This window comes from Campylobacter sp. RM16187, assembly GCF_025319965.1.
Classification (GTDB): domain Bacteria; phylum Campylobacterota; class Campylobacteria; order Campylobacterales; family Campylobacteraceae; genus Campylobacter_A.
Window position 1 is genome coordinate 579,474 of record NZ_CP012549.1, and the last position, 16,322, is coordinate 595,795.

The 16,322-nt window shown below is 38.5% G+C and carries 14 protein-coding genes; 13 read left to right on the plus strand and 1 reads right to left on the minus strand.

Annotated elements, in window-relative coordinates; translation table 11 throughout:
- Positions 1 to 4 precede the first annotated feature (4 nt).
- From CDOMF_RS03165 to efp, 9 genes are all read left to right on the plus strand, one after another.
- Entirely contained in the window at positions 5 to 997 is a 993-nt protein-coding gene (locus tag CDOMF_RS03165; RefSeq protein WP_260953120.1) for a phenylalanine--tRNA ligase subunit alpha, read from the plus strand.
- Entirely contained in the window at positions 994 to 3,327 is a 2,334-nt protein-coding gene (gene pheT / locus CDOMF_RS03170; RefSeq protein ID WP_260952418.1) for a phenylalanine--tRNA ligase subunit beta, read from the plus strand. Before CDOMF_RS03165 ends, pheT begins: the two co-directional genes overlap by 4 nt.
- Positions 3,324 to 4,598 carry a 3-phosphoshikimate 1-carboxyvinyltransferase gene (gene aroA / locus CDOMF_RS03175; protein ID WP_260952419.1) on the plus strand — a complete coding sequence of 425 codons (1,275 nt, stop codon included), beginning with the start codon at positions 3,324 to 3,326 and terminating at the stop codon, positions 4,596 to 4,598. Before pheT ends, aroA begins: the two co-directional genes overlap by 4 nt.
- Positions 4,588 to 5,418 carry a 4-hydroxy-3-methylbut-2-enyl diphosphate reductase gene (locus CDOMF_RS03180; RefSeq protein ID WP_260952420.1) on the plus strand — a complete coding sequence of 277 codons (831 nt, stop codon included), beginning with the start codon at positions 4,588 to 4,590 and terminating at the stop codon, positions 5,416 to 5,418. Before aroA ends, CDOMF_RS03180 begins: the two co-directional genes overlap by 11 nt.
- Positions 5,419 to 5,596: 178 nt before the next feature.
- Positions 5,597 to 7,270: a 30S ribosomal protein S1 gene (locus tag CDOMF_RS03185; protein WP_260952421.1), complete on the plus strand. Its 1,674-nt coding sequence runs from the start codon at positions 5,597 to 5,599 to the stop codon at positions 7,268 to 7,270.
- Between the two features lie 12 nt (positions 7,271 to 7,282).
- The gene (locus tag CDOMF_RS03190) at positions 7,283 to 7,768 is read left to right on the plus strand and encodes a hypothetical protein (RefSeq protein WP_170018562.1); all 486 of its coding nucleotides are present in this window, start codon (positions 7,283 to 7,285) and stop codon (positions 7,766 to 7,768) included.
- The gene (gene serA, locus CDOMF_RS03195) at positions 7,765 to 9,342 is read left to right on the plus strand and encodes a phosphoglycerate dehydrogenase (RefSeq protein ID WP_169974233.1); all 1,578 of its coding nucleotides are present in this window, start codon (positions 7,765 to 7,767) and stop codon (positions 9,340 to 9,342) included. Before CDOMF_RS03190 ends, serA begins: the two co-directional genes overlap by 4 nt.
- 87 nt (positions 9,343 to 9,429) lie before the next feature.
- A complete protein-coding gene (locus CDOMF_RS03200) occupies positions 9,430 to 9,636 on the plus strand; it encodes a hypothetical protein (RefSeq protein ID WP_260952422.1) in 207 nt (68 codons plus the stop codon).
- An 84-nt stretch (positions 9,637 to 9,720) separates the two neighbouring features.
- Positions 9,721 to 10,287, plus strand: coding sequence for an elongation factor P (gene efp / locus CDOMF_RS03205; RefSeq protein ID WP_260952423.1), 567 nt, complete (start codon positions 9,721 to 9,723; stop codon positions 10,285 to 10,287).
- A gap of 95 nt (positions 10,288 to 10,382) precedes the next feature.
- Here the strand turns inward: efp and CDOMF_RS03210 are convergent, their stop codons facing one another.
- On the minus strand, positions 10,383 to 10,631 hold the full coding sequence (locus CDOMF_RS03210) for a SelT/SelW/SelH family (seleno)protein (RefSeq protein WP_260952424.1): 249 nt from the start codon (positions 10,629 to 10,631) through the stop codon (positions 10,383 to 10,385).
- Between the two features lie 90 nt (positions 10,632 to 10,721).
- Here CDOMF_RS03210 and CDOMF_RS03215 point away from each other — a divergent pair, with 90 nt between their 5' ends.
- The 4 genes from CDOMF_RS03215 (at position 10,722) to dnaE (ending at position 16,319) form a co-directional block, all read left to right on the plus strand.
- Positions 10,722 to 11,270 (plus strand): DJ-1 family glyoxalase III, encoded by a 549-nt coding sequence (locus CDOMF_RS03215; protein WP_260952425.1) that lies wholly within the window; start codon positions 10,722 to 10,724, stop codon positions 11,268 to 11,270.
- A gap of 111 nt (positions 11,271 to 11,381) precedes the next feature.
- Positions 11,382 to 11,624, plus strand: coding sequence for an RNA recognition motif domain-containing protein (locus CDOMF_RS03220; protein ID WP_170018558.1), 243 nt, complete (start codon positions 11,382 to 11,384; stop codon positions 11,622 to 11,624).
- A gap of 128 nt (positions 11,625 to 11,752) precedes the next feature.
- Complete coding sequence (locus CDOMF_RS03225; protein ID WP_260952426.1) at positions 11,753 to 12,664, plus strand: glutamate--tRNA ligase family protein; 912 nt, start codon at positions 11,753 to 11,755, stop codon at positions 12,662 to 12,664.
- Between the two features lie 43 nt (positions 12,665 to 12,707).
- Positions 12,708 to 16,319 carry a DNA polymerase III subunit alpha gene (gene dnaE / locus CDOMF_RS03230; protein ID WP_260952427.1) on the plus strand — a complete coding sequence of 1,204 codons (3,612 nt, stop codon included), beginning with the start codon at positions 12,708 to 12,710 and terminating at the stop codon, positions 16,317 to 16,319.
- The last annotated feature ends 3 nt before the right edge of the window (positions 16,320 to 16,322 follow it).

Below are 16,322 nucleotides of genomic sequence, written 5' to 3' on the forward strand. Positions count from 1 at the left end.
GAAATTGCAAGAGTACAAAGATAGTATAAGCAGGTGTGAAAATTTGGCTGAGCTTGATAAAATTCGTGTCGATTTGCTAGGCAAAAAAGGGCTTATAACCTCTGAATTTGCCAAGCTGAAAGATATGGACGAAAGCGAGAAGAAGGTATTTGCAGCAAATCTCAATAAGCTAAGAGATGAGTTTGAAAGCCTGATATCCGCGAAAAAAACCGAGCTTGAAAGCGGTGAGATAAAAGCTAAGATGAAAGCAAGCGCGATAGACGTGACGCTCTTTAACGAGCCAAGCAGCACCGGCGCTCTTCATCCGGTTATGGCTACGATGGACCGCATTATAGAGTATTTTATGATGCAAAATTTCTCGCTTGAAAAGGGACCTCTTATAGAGGATGACTTCCATAACTTCGAGGCGCTAAATTTGCCTAAATATCACCCTGCGCGCGACATGCAAGATACGTTTTATTTTAAGGATTTTAAACTGCTTCGTACGCACACAAGTCCGGTGCAGGTTCGAACTATGATGAGCACGAAGCCTCCTGTCCGCATGATAGCGCCAGGTGCTGTGTTTCGCCGAGATATGGACTTAACGCATACTCCGATGTTTCATCAGGTTGAAGGACTTGTCGTCGAGGATGAAGGCGTAGTTAGCTTTGCAAATTTAAAAAGCATGCTTGAAAATTTCTTAAGGTATATGTTTGGCGATGTTCAGGTACGCTTTCGCCCAAGCTTTTTCCCGTTTACGGAGCCATCGGCTGAAGTTGATATAAGCTGTATCTTCTGCAAAGGCGAAGGGTGTAGAGTGTGCAAGCAGACGGGCTGGCTTGAAGTGCTCGGATGTGGTGTGGTTGATTCAAATGTATTTAAGGCGGTTGGCTACAAAAATGTAAGCGGATATGCCTTTGGTCTTGGTGTGGAGCGCTTTGCGATGCTGCTTCATCAAATTCCTGATTTGCGCTCGCTTTTTGAGGGAGATTTAAGATTATTGGAGCAGTTTAAATGATGATTTCAAGAAATTGGCTAAATGAGTGGGTGGATATAGCAAATGTGGATAGCGAGAGGATTTTAAAGACTTTAAATTCCATCGGTCTTGAAGTTGATAGCTTTAATTCAGTAAGAATCCCTAAAAATATAGTAGTCGGATATGTAAAAAGCAAGGATAAGCATCCTGATGCCGATAAGTTAAGCGTGTGTCAAGTCGATGTCGGAAGCGAAACGCTTCAGATAGTCTGCGGTGCTAAAAACGTAGAGGCTGGGCAGTTTGTGCCGGTTGCTCTTGTGGGTGCGGTTATGCCAAGCGGACTTGAGATAAAGCACGCTAAGCTTCGCGGAGTCGAGTCTAACGGCATGATCTGCTCTTCAACCGAGCTTGGCCTAGTAAAAGTAAACGAGGGCATCATGCCTCTTGATGAGAGTATCGGAGAGCTTAGCTTAGGGCGCGAATTAAGAGAGTATCCTTTGTTAAATGACGCGTTTGTCGAGATAGAGCTAACGCCAAACAGAGGCGACTGCCTAAGCGTATATGGTATCGCAAGAGATCTTTCTGCCGCGCTTGATCTGCCTTTAAAAGATGCCAGCAAGTATGACGAGGCTGAAAATTTGCTTGGTATCGGGCGAATTTTAGCTATCCATGCGGAGGAAAATTTAAAAAGCAGCTTTCAGTATAGAGTTTTTGAACTAAAAGACACTCTCAATGAAAATTTGCTTATGAAGATTAGACTCGCCCTCATTGAATGCACTAAAGAGCACTGCGTGGAAAGACTTCTGGAATACGCTACACACTCGACCGGAGTGCTGTTTAACGCGTATGATTACGATAAGCTTAAAAAAGATGAAGGCAGGGTTGTATTTGATATAGATAAGGACGCACACTCTGCAAGCAAGATTATGGTAGGCGGCGAAAATTTAGGAGTGGCTGGAATTTATCAAAGCGATGCGGCTAAAATAGATGATAATAGTAAAATTATCGTTATAGAGGCAAGCTACACAAATCCTGAAATAATCGCTACTACGATATACGAAGATAAAAAAATGCCGCGCTTCGATTATGTTTATAGAACCTTAAGAGGGAGCGAGCCTAACATAAATTTTGGCGCAGATTATTTGTTTAAGATGCTTTCCGGACTAAAGAGCGCTTCGATATATGCGGGCTCTCAGCAGAGTATTTTGCAAAAAGAGCCACGAGTGGTTAGCTTTACTATGAGCGAAATGAATAGGATGATAGGGCAAGAGGTTTTGAAAAATGATGTCGTCAAAATCCTTAAAAAGCTTGGATTTGAGGTAAATTTCAATGTAGAAAAAGATAGTGCGAATGTCAAAGTTCCTCATTTTCGCCACGATATCATAAACGCTCAAGATGTATGCGAAGAGATCGTTAGAATCATAGGGATTGATAATATTGCTTCAAAACCGTTGAAATTTAGCGAACAAAATCGTATAAATGATACCTTTGTAGATTATAAAAATGCGTTAAATTTAAGACGCAAAGCGGCCAGTAGCGGCTTTTTTGAGTCTGTTCATTATGTATTTGATGATTTGAATGAGCTAAACGAGCTTGGCTTTAAACCTTGCAAAGTAGAGATCGCAAATCCTATAAGCAATGAGCTTAACACTCTTCGTCCGACTCTTGTAAATCATCTTTTGAAATCTGCAGAAAGAAATATTAAAAATTCAAAAAAATCGGTCAAAATTTTTGAATTCGGAAGTGTTTTTGATGAGAATGGAAGCCAAAGCGAGAGATTTGGGTTTGTAGCTAGTGGACTTGTGAGGGAGCCAAGTTTACTAAATTCAGCCAAGCCTTCTGAAATAGGCTTTTTAAGCTTTGCTTCTGCAGTTAGGAATGCGATCGGAGAATTTGAATTAAAGCCTAGTAAAGATATAAATTATCTAAGCGAATTTGAGCAGGCTGAAATTTATCGAAATGGTGTTAAAGTAGGCTATATAGGTAGAGTTAATGTGGTGGTTGAGAATAGATTTGATCTACCTAAAACCTATCTTTGCGAAGTTGATTTTGGTAAGCTTAAATTTAGTAGCGTTGCCGTAAAGACCTACTCTAAATTCCCGGCAATAAGCAGAGATTTGAGCCTGATTGTACCTGATGATATGAAATTTGAAGTCATAAAAGAGTGTATTAATGCTCTTAAAATAGGATGTTTGAAGGAATTTTTACCTGTTGATATATATAGAGATAAAAATTTAGGTTCAAATTCTAGTTTGACTGTGAAATTTGTTTTCCAAGATATAGAAAAAACGCTTGAAGATGAAGAGATAGCACTGATAATGGATAAAATTTTAGACAGTTTGAAGAAAAATTTAAATATCGGAGTAAGATGAAAATTTTTGCTTTAAAAGATAGGATTGAAGCGAAATTAGAGGTTATAGCGGCGGATAAATCGATATCTCATAGATGTGCCATATTTTCGCTATTAAGTGATAAGCCGTCCACAATAAAAAACTATCTAAAGGCTGAAGATACATTAAACACTTTAAATATAATTAAGCTTTTAGGTGCCAAAGTATCAGAAGAAAACGGAGTTATGACTATAATCCCACCTCAAAAACTGCAGGAGCCACACTCTGTGCTTGAGTGTGGAAATTCTGGAACTGCAATGAGGCTTCTTATGGGATTTTTGGCCGCGACTGACGGATTTTTTGTGCTAAGCGGAGATCAATATCTAAATCGCCGTCCGATGGCAAGGGTGGGAAAGCCATTAATAAGCGTTGGAGCCAAGATAGATGGTGTGAGCAATGGAGATATGGCTCCTCTTTGTATCAGGGGAGGCAAACTTGAGTATTTTAAATTTGAGAGTAAAATCGCTTCCGCTCAAGTTAAATCCGCACTTATTTTAGCAGGACTTAAATCAAATGGATGCGTGATAAGCGAGCCTGAACTAAGCCGTGATCATACAGAAAGAATGCTAAGAGGTATGGGGGCGGAGCTTGTAAGAAATAATCTTGAAGTTAAAGTATCTCCTATGCAATCGCCTCTTAAGCCGCTTGAAATTTTTGTGCCAAACGATCCTAGCTCGGCTTTCTTTTTCGCTGTTGCCGCAGCAATAATTCCAAATTCGCATTTAATTTTAAAAAATATTCTTTTAAATAAAACTCGTATAGAAGCCTATAAAATTTTAGAAAAAATGGGCGCTGATATTAAATTTAAAGAGACTTCAAGCGAATATGAAAGTATCGGAGATATAGAGATTAAATATTCTCAACTTAGAGCCGTGGAGGTAGATGAAAATATCTCTTGGCTTATTGATGAGATTCCTGCTCTAGCAATAGCTTTTGCAAATGCCAAAGGAAAGAGCGTAATAAGAAACGCAAAAGAGCTTCGTGTAAAAGAGAGCGATAGGATATCTGTTGTCGTAGAGGGTCTTAGAAAATGCGGTCTTGAAGTAAGTGAATTTGACGATGGGTTTAGCGTGACAGGAGGAGAGCTAAATAGCGCTATAATAGATAGTCACGGTGACCATAGGATAGCTATGAGCTTTGCGATTTTAGGATTAAAATGCGGCATGGTAATAGAAAAGAGTGAATTTATCTCTACTTCTTTCCCGAATTTTAGCAATATTTTAAGAGAGCTTGGGGCTAGCGTTGAAGATTGAGCTTGCAAATAGTTATGGATTTTGTTTTGGAGTAAAACGTGCGATAAAAATCGCTGAAAATGCAAAAGATGCTGCTACTATCGGACCTCTTATTCATAACAATGAAGAGATTAATAGATTAAAGATAAACTTTAATGTAAAAACCCTAGAAGGAATAAGCGAGATAACCGAGGAAAAAAAGGCAATTATACGTACTCACGGTATTACCAAAAACGATCTGTCTAAACTAAAAAATAGTGATATTAAAATTATTGACGCGACATGTCCATTTGTGACCAAGCCACAGCAAATTTGCGAAAAAATGAGCAAAGAAGGGTATGATATAGTCATCTTTGGAGATGAAAATCATCCCGAGGTAAAAGGTGTAAAATCTTATGCAGATGGCAAGGTTTATGTAGTTTTAGATGAGAGCGAACTAGATAACATAAAGCTTTCGCAAAAAGTTGCTGTAGTTAGCCAGACTACGCGCAAGGTTGAAAAATTTATGCAGATAGTAAACTACTTAATGCTTAAAACAAAAGAGGTTAGAGTCTTTAATACCATTTGCAATGCTACTTTTGAGAATCAAGAGGCTGTTAAAGAGCTTGCTGAAAGAGCCGATATAATGATAATAATAGGCGGTAAAAATTCGTCCAATACAAAGCAGCTATATCTAATATCTAAAAATTTTTGCAATGATAGCTATCTGATAGAAAATGAGAGTGAGCTCAATGAGGAGTGGTTTAGGAATAAAAATCACTGCGGAGTAAGTGCAGGAGCTAGCACACCTGATTGGATTATACAAAACGTTGTAAAAAAGATAGAAGATTTTAAAAACTAATATATTTTGTCTAATTGAGTAAGTTTAAATTTATAAAAAATGAGTTTAAAATTACTCAAGGATATCTATTTTAGTCCCAAATTCTCGTAAGTTAATCTACAAATAAGTTATTTTTAAGTATAATCTGGCTAATTGTAACTAAAAATAGTGCAAGCAAAATATACTCAAAAGGATCACGATGGCTGCGGTGAACAAAAATGTTCAAATCAATAAAGCAAAGGATGAACTTATAGAAGAAGAAGACTTTGCAGCGATGTTGGAGGAGTCTTTTAAAAAGACTGAAGAAGATAGCGACGGTACCATTGTCGATATCAAAGGTGATGAGGTTTTCGTCAATGTAGGTAAAAAATCGGAAGGAATTTTAAATATATCCGAGATTAGTGATGAAAACGGAAATTTAAAATTTAATATCAATGATACTATCAAGGTTGTTATAACTGGATCTCGTGGCGGAAGACCGATAGTTTCTCATAAAAAAGCCTTAAGAAAAGAGAAGGTTAAGGACTATATCGAATCTTACAATGAAGATAATCAAGATGTGTTTGATGTTAAAATAATAGGTAAAAATAAAGGCGGTTTCGTAGCTCAAAATAATGACGGAATCGAGTTTTTCTTACCAAAATCTCAAAGTGGATTTAAAGATGCGAATTCCGTAATGGGAAAAACTTATAAAGTTAAAGTTATCAAGGTTGATAAAGAGGAACAAAGTATAGTTGTTTCCAGAAAAAGACTGCTAGATGAAGATCGCAAGAAGAAAAAAGAGGCTATTTCGTCAATAATCGCGAATGAAAACGCTATCGAAGGCACCGTAAAGAAGATCACAACTTATGGAATGTTTGTAGATGTTGGCGGAGTAGACGGGCTTGTTCACTATAGTGAAATTAGTTACAAAGGCCCTGTAAATCCTGGATCTATTTATAAAGAAGGCGATAAGGTTTTAGTTAAGGTTATTAAATACGATAATGAGAAAAAACACCTTTCACTATCTATAAAAGCTGCTATGCCGGATCCTTGGGATGAGATTAAAGATAGTTTGGAAGTTGGCGATACCATAAAAGTAATAGTCAGCAATATTGAGCCTTATGGCGCTTTTGTAGATCTTGGAAATGACATAGAAGGATTTTTGCACATATCTGAAATTTCTTGGGATAAAAATATAAAAAATCCTAAAGATCATATAAGCGAAGGCGAAGAGCTTGATGTAGAGGTAATAGAGATAGACGCTAACGATCGTCGTTTAAGAGTTAGCCTTAAAAATCTACTTCCAAAACCGTTTGACGAGTTTAACTCTAAATTTAAAGAAGGCGACGTGGTAAAAGGAGCTGTTACTACAGTTACTAATTTCGGTGCCTTTGTTAAAATTAGTGGAGTAGAGGGGTTGTTGCACAACGAAGACGCTTCTTGGGATAGAAACGATAAGTGCAAAGATATGTTTAAAATAGGCGATGAAGTTGAAGTCAAGATTATAAAGATAGATAATAACGAACAAAAGATATCTCTAAGTCTAAAAGATTTAAAACAAAGCCCTGTTCAAGCCTATGCTAAAAAGTTCAATGTGGGTGATATAGTAACCGGTAAAATTCGCGATATTAAAGAGTTTGGTATATTTGTAGAGCTTGGTGACAACGTTGATGCCTTAATCCGTAAAGAGGATATGGGGAGTGTAAAAGCCGAGGATCTGAATATTAATGATAATATCGAAGCCGCAATAGCTTTTATAGACGAGAAAAAGAATAGAATTCGCCTAAGTATAAGACGCTTGGCTAAACAAAAAGAACGTGAAGTTCTAAATGAAATAAATAGTAATGACAAGGTTACATTGGGCGATATTATAAAAGAGCAGCTGTCTTAATTTAGAAATTAAATGAAACGACATCTGCTTGCTTCTGTGATCGTTTGTTTGCTGGCGTTTGTATGTCTCTGTGGGTTTTTTCTATGGAGATATGCAAACGCAAATTTAGCTCAAGGAATACCACAAAAGCAAGATATTATAAAAGAAGTTGAGTCAAATGGAAGCAAAAATGAAGTTTCCTGGGTTAATAAACTTGCAAATTTGACTCCTAAAGAGTATATTTTAGCTGCAAATGAGATATTTATAGAGTTTAAAAATAGCGAAAAAGATAATTTTAAAAAAAGAGTCTATCAATTAATAATAGATAAAAATGATATATATTCTATGTTTTGTCTAAGTCAAACTCTTAAAAATATCTCTGTCGATTTTAGTGTAATAAAAGAAAATTCTAAAAATCTAATATATATCAATACGCAAGATGTCAGTATATTAAATCGTGTTATAGATGATCTTAAAACGTATGATATACACTCGCAAATTATGGAGGTTAAGCTGTGAAAACGATAATTGTATGTGATGCGATTCATCAGGTTGGTTTTGAAATTTTAAACCGTGAAGAAAATATAAAGGTGGTTGACGCTACTTCTGTACCAAAAGATAAGCTTTTGGAGATTATAGGCGAAGCGGATGTAGCGATAACCAGGAGCTCTACAGAAGTAGACGAGAGGTTTTTAAATGCGGCTAAAAATTTAAAAGCTCTTGTTAGAGCAGGCGTTGGTGTGGACAACGTAGATATAGATGGATGCTCCAAGCGAGGAATTATCGCTATGAACGTTCCTACGGCAAATACGATTGCAGCGGTTGAACTAACTATGGCTCATATGTTGGCGGCTGCTAGAAGTTTTCCTTATGCTCATAATGCCCTAAAAATCGATAGAATATGGAAGCGCGAAAAATGGTACGGAGTTGAACTTTTTAACAAAACTTTAGGTGTTATAGGTTTTGGTAACATAGGCTCAAGGGTTGCTACTAGAGCTGCTGCCTTTGGTATGCAAATAATAGCCTATGATCCATATATAGATCCATCTAAGGTAACTGATATGGGCGGAACTTATACTAGGGATTTTGATGATATTTTGGCTTGCGATTTTATCACCATCCATACTCCTAAGACAAAAGAGACTACCAATATAATAGGTGAAAATGAAATTTTAAAGATGAAAGATGGCGTAAGACTCATAAACTGCGCACGTGGCGGACTTTATAACGAAGAGGCTCTTGAAAAAGCCTTAAAAAGTGGCAAGATAGCTTTTGCGGGTATTGATGTATTTTCCAAAGAGCCTGCGACAGATCACCCTCTGCTTGATCTTGATAATATTAGCGTTACTCCTCATCTTGGTGCAAATACTCTTGAATCTCAAAGCAATATCGCTATCGCAGCAGCGGAACAGGCTATCAGTGCAGCTCGTGGCATAAGCTATCCGAATGCTTTAAATTTGCCTATCAAGACAGAGGATCTACCTCCTTTTTTAGAACCTTATATAGAGCTAATTTCCAAGATGTCTTTTTTAGCGGCACAAATGACTCACGCGCCTGTAAAGGCTATTAAGGTTGAGGCGGAAGGATATATAGGAAACTACATAAAATCTATGCTTACATTCGCTCTTGTAGGCGTTTTAAAAGAGAGTTTAGGGGATGGTATTAACTATGTAAATGCCAAATTTCTAGCCGATGAAAAAGGAATTTTAACAGATGCTATTTGTGTGCCAGAGAGTGGATATAAAAACAGAGTGACAGTAAAAGTTACTACAGATAGCGGTATAACATCAGTGAGCGGAACTGTGTTTGATGAATCGGATCAACGCATAGTGGGTATCAACGGATTTAAAACCGACTTTAAGCCAAAAGGCAAGATGATAATATTTAAAAACTCCGATGTGCCTGGAGTAATTGCAAAAATTAGTGCTATTTTGGCAGATGAAAAAATCAATATTGCAGACTTTAGATTGGGTCGAGATCAGCATGGATTTGCGCTTGCGGTTGTTCTTGTCGATGAAAAAATATCAAAAGAAACTCTTGGTAAATTAAATAGCCTTGATGTTTGTGTTTGGGCGAAATATGCTGTATTATAGATATTTTTAAGCCTCTTCTTTAGGAGGCTTAAAATATTTACGGAGTAGTGAATTTATATGAATTATTTTCAAATTTTGATTTTTTGTTTGACTTTATTTTTTATTATAGGATGTGAGAGTGAGGCACAGAGACGAAGCACTCAGAGTTTCGAGAGAATTTTAACCGAAAAGAAAAAATTTCAAAAGATAAAAGAAGATAATCCAAGTGTAAGTGAACAGCTTATGAGAGAGATATATTCTCAATCAGATGGAAGTGAAAAGAAAAAAGGGACTTTTAAATTCGGTGAAAAATAAGCCTTTTAGCTACACAATTTTTAAAATAATAAATCTATAATTGTAATTTTGATATAATCGGCGATTATTTAATAAGGAGAATTTATGGCAACATACTCAATGGGAGATTTAAAAAAGGGCTTAAAGATCGAATTAGACGGCGTTCCTTACAAAGTGGTTGAATACCAACACGTAAAACCGGGCAAGGGAGCAGCTTTCGTAAGAGCCAAGATCAAGTCATTTATCGACGGTAAAGTGCTGGAAAAGACATTTCATGCGGGCGATAAGGCAGATCAGCCAAATTTGGAAGAAAAGCAGATGCAGTATCTTTACGATGACGGTGAGTATTGCCAGTTTATGGATACGGCGACTTACGAGCAAGTAGCGATCAGTGACGATGACGTAGGCGATGTTAAAAAATGGATGATAGACGGCATGATGGTTGATATCTTGTTCCACAACGGTAAGGCTATCGGTGTGGAAGTACCTCAAGTGGTTGAGCTAAAGATAGTAGAGACTCCGCCAAATTTCAAGGGCGACACACAAGGCGGTAAAAAGCCTGCTACGCTTGAAAGCGGCGCTGTTGTGCAAATCCCTTTTCACGTGCTTGAAGGCGAAGTTATCCGCGTAGATACCGTTAGAGGCGAGTATATCGAGAGAGCTAATAAATAAGTTTTGAAAGCAGCTTGAGTCTTAAAATTTAAGTTCAAGCTTTGCAAATTTAGCTGAGAAAGCCAAAGCCGAATTTAGCTTTGGCTCTTTAAAATTTAAGCGGATTTTAGGCTTTGTACCAAAGCTTCGATCTCTTCGTTATTTGGTAGAGCGTTTACGGTAGTGCCTATCAGATCTTTTTTGGAAAATACGACTTTTCCATCAACTTCGACTATGAAGTTTCCGCCACTTCCGACGACTTTGCTAACCCTAGCACCTTTGATTTCTGAAAGTATTTTTTCTTCTACACGAGAAGCTGTCGGTTTGTAATTTCAAGAATTACAATAAGTAATCTTTACTTCCATTTATGTCCTTTCTTGTCAAGAAGTTTTAAATTCTAACACAAATTCAGTTAATCTAACGTATAATCAAAAAACAACTTTAAAGGAGCAGATATGAAAAAAGTGGCTGTAATGCTTGCAAACGGCTTTGAAGAGATTGAAGCGATAACCATTATCGATGTATTAAAAAGAGCAGGAGCTGAGGCGAAATTCGCAGGGCTTGATGCGGATATTCTTACAGGAGCTCACGGCATAAAAGTTCATGCCGACACTACGCTTGAAAAAATTTGCGAAAGCGAGTTTGATATGATAGTGCTTCCAGGAGGACTTCCTGGGGCAGAGCATTTGGCAAACAGCGCTAAACTTCAAGCGCTTTTAAAAGAATTTGATAGCAAAGGCAAATTTATAGGCGCTATTTGTGCGGCTCCTATGGCTTTAGCAAAGGCCGGCGTGATAAAAGAGAGCTACACTTGCTATCCAAGCTTTGAAGCTCACGTTAAAGATAGCGGATACGTAAGCTCTCAAAATGTCGTAAAAGACGGCAACATCATCACTTCTCGCGGCCCTGCCACGGCTATGGAATTTGCACTTGAGCTGGTTAAAAATCTCTGCGGAGAGAAAATTTACAAAGAGGTAAAAGAGGGGCTTTTGTTTGCTGTGTAAAATTGAGTTAAATTTGCTTACAAATGCCAAATTTACTAGCTATTTTTTGTAAATTCAGGTATCATCAAGCAACCGATTTTATCGGAAATTTGATTTTAAGGAAACGTTACTGTGAATATTTACGTCGGTAACTTGTCATATCGCATGACTGAGGCAGAGCTTAAGGATACTTTTTCGCCATTTGGTGAAGTAAAACGTGCAAGAATCGTTAAAGATCGAGAGACAAATCGCTCAAAAGGGTTTGGATTTGTTGAAATGGATGATGCCGAAGCAGTCAAGGCGATAGAAGCGTTAAATGACAAAGAGGTAGGCGGAAGGGCTTTAAGAGTAAATGAAGCTCGCCCAAAAGAGTAAAATTTAGCCGCTCGCTTGGGCGGCTTTTTAAAATTTATGCGATTTAAATTTCTGTTTTTAAACTCTCTAATTTTTAACTTTTTTAAGCCTTTCTTGCTAAATTTTAGGCTTGATTTGAAGCTGTTTTCATGAACCAGCAGATCATCTCTCGTATAGCTCCTACACCTAGCGGATTTCTCCACGCGGGAAATGCATATAACTTTCTTTTAACATATCTTTTTACCCGCACGCTTGATGGAATTTTATATCTTCGCATCGATGATTACGATCTTGTGCGGTATAGAAGTGAATACACTGAAAACATCTTTCGTGTGCTTGATATGCTTGGGATTGACTTTGACGGCGGATCTAGCTCGGTAGCTGAATTTGAGGCAAAATTTAGCTCTAAATTTAGAGCTTCAAGCTATAAAAATGCACTTAATAGACTTAAAAATTTAGGAGTTTGCTATGCCTGCGAGTGCTCTCACTCGATGAAAAGCTCGTTTGAAAACGGCATTTATAAACAAATTTGCCTAAATAAAAATCTAGAATTTATTCCTGATAAAACCTGTATCAGACTTCACGTAAATAGCGATGAAGCGATAGATGTGGGATGTGATTTGGCAAAATTTGGATTTGCAAATTTAAACCAAAGTAAAAGTATAAATTTGGCTAAAAACATGGGCGATTTTATGATATATAAAAAAGACGGCGCCGCTGCTTACAATCTTGCGAGCCTCATTGATGACGAGCGTCTTGGAGTAAATTTGCTCGTGCGCGGAGAGGATCTGCTTGAGTGCTCGGCAGCTCAAAAATATATGGCGAATTTGCTCGGACTAAATTTTAAAAATGCAAATTTTATCCACCATAGCTTGCTTAAAAGCGGAGATAAAAAGTTATCAAAAACTTCAAATGCACCTGCCGTAAATTTAAAAGACGGCGCAAAAATTCACTATAAATTTCTAGCTAAAAAACTTGGCTTAAACGAAGCAAGATGCGACACTTTATCAAATTTACTCAAAGCCTTTAAAGAAAATATAAGCCACATAAAAGCGCTCTAAAAGCTACTCTTTTGTAAAATCAGACCTAATAAAAGGAATGATTATGAGCGATTTTACACATTTACATCTGCACACCGAATACTCCTTGCTAGACGGAGCAAATAAGATAAAAGAGCTTGCTAAAACGCTTAAAAAACAAGGCGTAAGCTCGGTAGCTATAACCGATCACGGAAATATGTTTGGCGCGATTGATTTTTACAAGACGATGAAGGGCGAGGGCATAAAGCCGATAATCGGCATAGAAGCTTATATCCATAACAGCGAAGATGTGGGTGATAAAAGCTCAAAGCAGCGCTTTCACCTATGTCTTTTTGCCAAAAACGAGACCGGATATAAAAATTTGATGTATTTAAGCTCGATGAGCTATATCGAGGGCTTTTACTACTATCCGCGTATCAATAAAAAACTGCTAAGAGAGCATAGCGAGGGCGTGATATGCAGTTCCGCTTGCCTTCAAGGCGAGGTGAACTGGCACCTAAACGAAAGCGAGCGAAATTTGCGCTATGGAGCTGGCGGATATGAAAAGGCGCTTGAAGTGGCGCGCGAATATAAAGAAATTTTCGGCGAGGACTTTTACCTTGAGATCATGCGCCACGGTATCGGCGATCAGCGCAGGATAGACGATCAAATTTTGCGTATCTCAAAGGAGCTTGATATCAAGGTTATCGCTACCAACGACACGCACTATACGTTTCAGCAAAGAGCCGATGCACACGAGGTTTTCATGTGTATCGCGATGAACAAACTTCTTGATGATCCAAACCGTTTGCGCCACAGCGTGCATGAATTTTACGTTAAGACTCCTGCGCAGATGAGCGAGCTTTTTGCCGATATCCCTGAAGCCATCACAAATACGCAAGAGATCGCGGAAAAATGCAATCTTGAAATAAAACTAGGCGACGCAACTCCGCCGAATTTTAAATTTACTCTTGAGTGTGCGGCAGAGCGTGGGCTTAGCCTGCCCGAGCCAGAAAATCGCTACAGCTTTGCAAACGACTCGGTATTTTTTGAGTATGAGTGTAGAAACGGGCTTGCTGAGCGGCTTAAATTCGTGCCTGAAGAAAAGCACGAAGAGTATAAAAAGCGCCTTGAAATCGAGATAGGCATCATAAATAAGATGAATTTCCCGGGCTATATGATGATAGTTTGGGATTTTATCAGAGAGGCTAAAAAGCGCGGTGTGCCTGTAGGTCCGGGACGCGGTTCTGCGGCAGGAAGCTTGGTGGCGTATAGTCTTAGGATAACCGATATCGATCCTATACCTTACAACCTGCTTTTTGAGAGGTTTTTAAACCCCGAGCGTGTGAGTATGCCTGATATCGACGTGGATTTTTGTCAGGATAGAAGAGGCGAGATAATTGATTATGTTATCGAAAAATACGGCAAATTTAACGTCGCTCAGGTTATAACGTTTGGTAAGTTGCTTGCTAAAGGCGTTATCCGCGATGTCGCGCGGGTTTGTAACATGCCTTATGCCGAGGCTGACGCTATGGCTAAGCTCATACCTGATGAGCTTGGTATCACGCTTGAGAGTGCATTTGAAAAAGAACCAAAGATAAAAGAGCTCATAGATAAAAACGCAAACGCAGCTAGAATTTGGAAATTCGCACTTGATCTGGAGGGCTTAAACCGCAACGCGGGCATGCACGCGGCGGGTGTTGTTATCTCAAACGAAGAGCTTTGGAATAAAGCCCCTCTGTTTCGCCAGCCAAATAGCGCCGAAGATCACTTCGTAACGCAGTATAGCCTAAAGTACCTTGAGGACGTGGATCTTATCAAATTTGACTTCCTTGGGCTTAAGACGCTAACGGTTATTAATAACGCGATAAAACTTATCAAAAATCGCTTTGGTAAGGATATTATCTGGGAGACGATTGATATAAACGATAAAAAAACTTATGAAATTATTCAAAGCGGACAAGCGATAGGACTCTTTCAAGTGGAGGGTGAAGGTATGCGCAAGCTTGGCTTTAGCCTAAAGCCCGACTGTTTTGATGATATTATCGCGATGGTTGCGCTTTATCGTCCGGGGCCTATGGATCTTATTCCTGATTTTGTTGCAAGGAAGCATAAAGAAGCCGAGATAACATATATTTTCCCGGAACTTGAGCCTATTTTAGCTCCTACTTACGGCGTTATCGTATATCAGGAGCAGGTTATGCAGATAGTTCAAACTATAGGCGGATTTAGTCTTGGAGGTGCAGACTTGGTACGCCGCGCGATGGGTAAAAAGATAAAAGAGGAGATGGATAGACTAAAAGGTCAGTTCGTAGAAGGCGCCATCGCTAAGGGGCTAAACGGAACAAAGGCTGACGAGCTTTTTGAGATGATTTTGAAATTTGCCTCTTACGGATTTAACAAATCGCATGCCGCAGCTTATGCGATGATAATCTTTCAAACCGCATATCTAAAGACTTACTATCCTGCCGAATTTATGGCAGCTCTTTTAACGAGCGAGGAAGATAACGCGGATAAAATCGCAAAATACATCGACGAAACAAAGCGTATGAATATATCCATACTTCCGCCTTGTATAAATCGCTCTATGCAAGAATTTAGCGTTGTTAGCGAAAATGGAAGCGACGCTATTATTTACGGTCTTGGCGCGATAAAGGGCGTTGGCGGTGCAGCGATAGAAAATATTATTGAAGAGCGTAAAAATGGAGAATTTAAAGAGCTTGACGATTTTGTTTCGCGTATAGACAGCTTTAGGGTAAATAGAAGAGTTGTTGAAAGCCTCATAAAATCAGGCGCTTTTGATACTTTTGGCTTTACTAGAAAGATGATGTTTAATAACCTTGATAATATAATGGAAGCTTGCAAAAGCGCTGCGCAGATTAAGAAAAATAGCGCAGAAAGCCTCTTTGGCGAAGATGAAAGCATGAATAACGTGAAGGTAAATTTGCTGGCGGACGATACGGAATTTGAGCTAAAAGAGAGGCTTTTATACGAAAGAGATAGCGTGGGAATTTATCTTTCGGGTCATCCTTTGCAGGACTTTAAGGCGCAAATTGACGAGATAAGCTACACTTTAAGCTCGGAATTTGAAAGTGTCGGCGAGAGTGCGGAGCTACTTGTAGTGGGCAAGATCGAAGATATCAGCACGAGGATAGCTAAAAATAGCGGTAAGAAAATCGGAACCTTAAACGTGCTTGATTTTCACGGAAATATCGAAATAACGCTATTTGATCGCGAACTTGCCGAGCTTGAAAAGCTTGGAAATGCAGTTTATGAGACTCCTTACGCCTTTAAGATAAACTTCTCTCGAGACGGACAGTTTAACCGTATAAGGCTTATAGAGATGGTTGGTCTTGAGGATGCTAAAGATATGAATTTCAAGGCGCGAAGCTTTAAGAAGCGAAATTTTAACGGCAACGGAAGCTATCAAAACGGCTCTAACGGCTCAAATTTAAAAGAAAAGCCTAGAAATTTAACCCCGCTTGAGCTAAATTTGAACATGCTAAGCCTTAGTAAGGATATGATAACTAATATCTACCGCCTAGCTCAGCAAGATCACCGCAATGGGGTTGAAAAGAACAATAAAAGCCTAATCATCAAGATAGCTAACCCCGAGCAAAATCAAATTTTAGTTTATAGCACGGAATTTGTAGTAAGCGATAATTTTGAAGAAAAGGTAAATAACTTAGCAGGATAAACA